Genomic DNA, 2,750 nt, shown 5'->3' with positions numbered 1-2,750 from the left:
GTCATCTACCCGCGACTTGCCATGGCTCTTGGGAAAGAACGGCTTCAGCCGCTCCATCTGCTCGTCTGTCAGCCAGAAAAGATTGCTCATCGTGCTCCCCATCAGCGCAGGGTCTTGAATCACACAGAGGCAGCGGCATCAAGCCAATCAATGGGTCCTGAGCCTGCGGCCTCCGTGACGGGAATGCCGAGTGCGGTGCGGCCGTCCATGACGGCGAGACGCACCTGAAGCGCGGCGGCGACCTGCCGATCAGGATCGCGTGCCATGAGGCGTTGGCCCAGCAGGGTCATGCGGTTCATCTTGGTCCGGATACGACTTCGGCGATGATCGCCGCTCCATTTCCGCCAGTTCTTTCGGCCGAGGTTTTTCGATGCGCGGGGGGGGAGGGCCTCGTCGCGCGCGATCGCCACTGGGCTTCCGGGGCTTGGCATTCTTGCGGGGCGGGATGACGGCACGGGCGCACAGTTCGGCCATGCGTGAGGTCCTGCCGATGATCATCAGGCGTCGGATATGACGCGCCCGTCTTGTTGCAAATGCGTCCCAGCCGCTCTTTGCCTCCCGTAGACGGGTTGATCGCTGTCAGCCCCAGCCAGACCGAAACGTCCCTGCCGCACCGGGACTGTCCGGCGCTGCCGATCGTCGCGACGATGGCAAAAGCCGTTATGGCGCATTGCGACGCCGATGGAGCAGGAGCCATCAACCCCATCTCGCGGTGTGTGCATTGACCCGCGATCGGATTCCGCAGGCGCAGCGAATGTCACCCTCGGCGGGCTGCACAGCAGCATCGGAACAGCAAATTCGAGGCTTTTACCGGCGACCACAGGGCACTCCGCAAAGGGCACTACCTGCGCATAGGATGCCAGGGTCCGGCCCAACGAGGGGGGACCGGACCATGAAGCGATCGAAATCCACTGAGGAAGCGATCATCGCGATCCTGCGCGCGTAGGAGCAGACCGCGCTGAGGGACGCCCTTGGCGACCGCGTCGATTCCGGCCTCGGTCCGTCGGGTGGAAAGCGCCCGCCGCGCCCTGTCTTCCCCCTGAAACGGGCTGGACGCGTGTTCCCTTCGGCTTTCGGGGCGAGGTGCTTGGCCGCTTCGGCGCGATCCCGGTCGGCGTCCGAAATCTCAAGCCCTGGCACTGGCCGCCTGGCCGAACAGGCTCTCTTTCGCATGCCGGAACATCGGGTCGAAGGCGGTCCGCAAGGCCAGCCAACTGCAGAACGGCTGAATGTGCGCCTGAGACGTGATTGTTCGGATTACGGGATTGGTGACGGGTCTGCGGTCGGGGCATCGCCGACTTGAATGGAAGACCGTCAAAACTCCCGCCGCGACGAGACATTGCAGGACGACCATCCCCGAGGTGACATTTTCGGTTTTCTGCCGCAAGATCGTGCGTCGAGAACGCTGTGGCTGAAATGTCGTCAAGCTTCATCCCCGCCTCTCCGATCAACGATCTGGCGTCCTGGGCTGCGCAGAAGCCGGTGCCGGACGACGGTCGTCTAACGCCTGATCTCGTGGCGCTGGCGCAGTCCGGCGTCAGCGTGGCGCTCGCCAGCTGCGACCCGGACGGCCGCCTGGTCGTGGGCGTCGGTATCGGCTGCCGGATAAGGCCGGATGGAACGATCCGCGCCCTTCCCGGCCGCGCCGCCAACGCCGCATTGCTTGACGCCATTGCCGCGGGCGGCCGGATTGCCATCACGTTCCCCGGCGCTCCGGACCACCGGGCGTTTCAGGTCAAGGCCGCCTCGGCCACACTCCGCGAGGCGCTGTCCGACGACCTGCCCGAGATCGACCGCCAATGCGCCGTCCTTGCCGATGGTCTTGTCGAGATCGGGTTCTCGCGCGAACTGGCGGATGGCTATGTCGCCCACGACCCGGACGACATCGTCGCCATCGAGTTCCTGCCCGAACGGGTGTCCACCCAGACCCCCGGGCCCGGCGCGGGGGCGGAACTGACCCGATGGCCGCGCCCTGCCTCGATACACTGCGCCCGTCGCTGGAAGGCGTGGTGGCCTCGGTGATCGCCACCTGCGATGCCGAGGGGCTGCCCAACGTGTCGATGATCAGCCAGGTCCATTACGTCGATCCCGAGCGGGTCGCATTGTCCTGCCAGTTCTTCAACAAGACCCGGCGCAACCTTCTGGCCACGCGGCGGGCTTCGGTGCAGATCGTCGACCCCGAGACCATGCAGCAGCATCGCCTCGCGCTGGACTACGAGGAGATGCTGACCAGCAGCCCGCTCTTCGAGAACATGAAGGCTAAGCTTGCCGGGATCGCCTCCCATCACGGGATGGAAGGGGGTGTTCCTGCTGCTTGGCGCCGACATCTTTCGCGTGCTGGCGATCGAGCCGGTGCCGGGGCCGACGATCCCGCGCCGTACCCGGCACCGGCCGCTGCTCGCAGCCACCCGCCGCGCCTGCGCCGTCCTCGATGCCTGCACCGACCTGGAAGAGCTTCTGGACCACGCGACCGACGTGCTGGCGGCGCAGTTCGGCATCCGCCATGCCATGGTGCTGATGGCCGAGGATGGCGAGGATCGGCTCTGCGCCGTGGCCTCGCGCGGCTATCGCGCCTCGGGCGTGGGCGCCGAGGTGCAGTTCGGCGAAGGCGTGATCGGGGTCGCCGTCGCCTGCCGCTCGAGGAACCAGCTTAGCAGTCTTTGAGCATTCGTGAGCCTTTCGCGCAGGGTGTCTGAGGATGCGCAGCGCGGGGCCGGGGCGTACACCCCCGGCCATGCGGCGACGCGCTC

General features: G+C 66.4%; 2 protein-coding genes and 4 pseudogenes. 3 read left to right on the top strand and 3 right to left on the bottom strand.

All coding sequences use genetic code 11. The features are described from left to right. The 3 pseudogenes from ENN83_RS12565 to ENN83_RS12555 form a co-directional block, all read right to left on the bottom strand. A pseudogene (locus tag ENN83_RS12565) lies at positions 1 to 90 on the bottom strand (IS5/IS1182 family transposase); the annotation flags it as partial. Between the two features lie 29 nt (positions 91 to 119). Continuing rightward, a pseudogene (locus ENN83_RS12560) lies at positions 120 to 462 on the bottom strand (hypothetical protein); the annotation flags it as partial. Between the two features lie 121 nt (positions 463 to 583). Next, a pseudogene (locus tag ENN83_RS12555) lies at positions 584 to 697 on the bottom strand (hypothetical protein); the annotation flags it as partial. Positions 698 to 1,416: 719 nt separating this feature from the next. On the opposite strand from ENN83_RS12555, the gene ENN83_RS12550 reads away from it, so the two are divergent. The 3 genes and pseudogenes from ENN83_RS12550 to ENN83_RS12545 all read left to right on the top strand — a co-directional run bounded on the left by ENN83_RS12550 (position 1,417) and on the right by ENN83_RS12545 (position 2,664). Beyond that, positions 1,417 to 2,022, top strand: coding sequence for a hypothetical protein (locus ENN83_RS12550; RefSeq protein ID WP_287187487.1), 606 nt, complete (start codon positions 1,417 to 1,419; stop codon positions 2,020 to 2,022). Next, positions 1,962 to 2,141 (top strand): annotated as a pseudogene (locus ENN83_RS17190) (pyridoxamine 5'-phosphate oxidase family protein); the annotation flags it as partial. The gene ENN83_RS12550 and the pseudogene ENN83_RS17190, both read left to right, overlap by 61 nt. 160 nt (positions 2,142 to 2,301) lie before the next feature. Next, entirely contained in the window at positions 2,302 to 2,664 is a 363-nt protein-coding gene (locus tag ENN83_RS12545; protein ID WP_287187485.1) for a hypothetical protein, read from the top strand. The last annotated feature ends 86 nt before the right edge of the window (positions 2,665 to 2,750 follow it).

Source organism: Rhodovulum sp. (assembly GCF_011048875.1).
Taxonomy (GTDB): Bacteria; Pseudomonadota; Alphaproteobacteria; order Rhodobacterales; family Rhodobacteraceae; genus Rhodovulum; species Rhodovulum tesquicola.
This window is presented reverse-complemented; position numbering and strand designations above follow the sequence as displayed.

What these genes read in the sequence shown, in the direction of transcription:
- ENN83_RS12550 (WP_287187487.1), top strand. Translation starts at nt 1,417, where the DNA reads ATGTCGTCAAGCTTCATCCCCGCCTCTCCGATCAACGATCTGGCGTCC.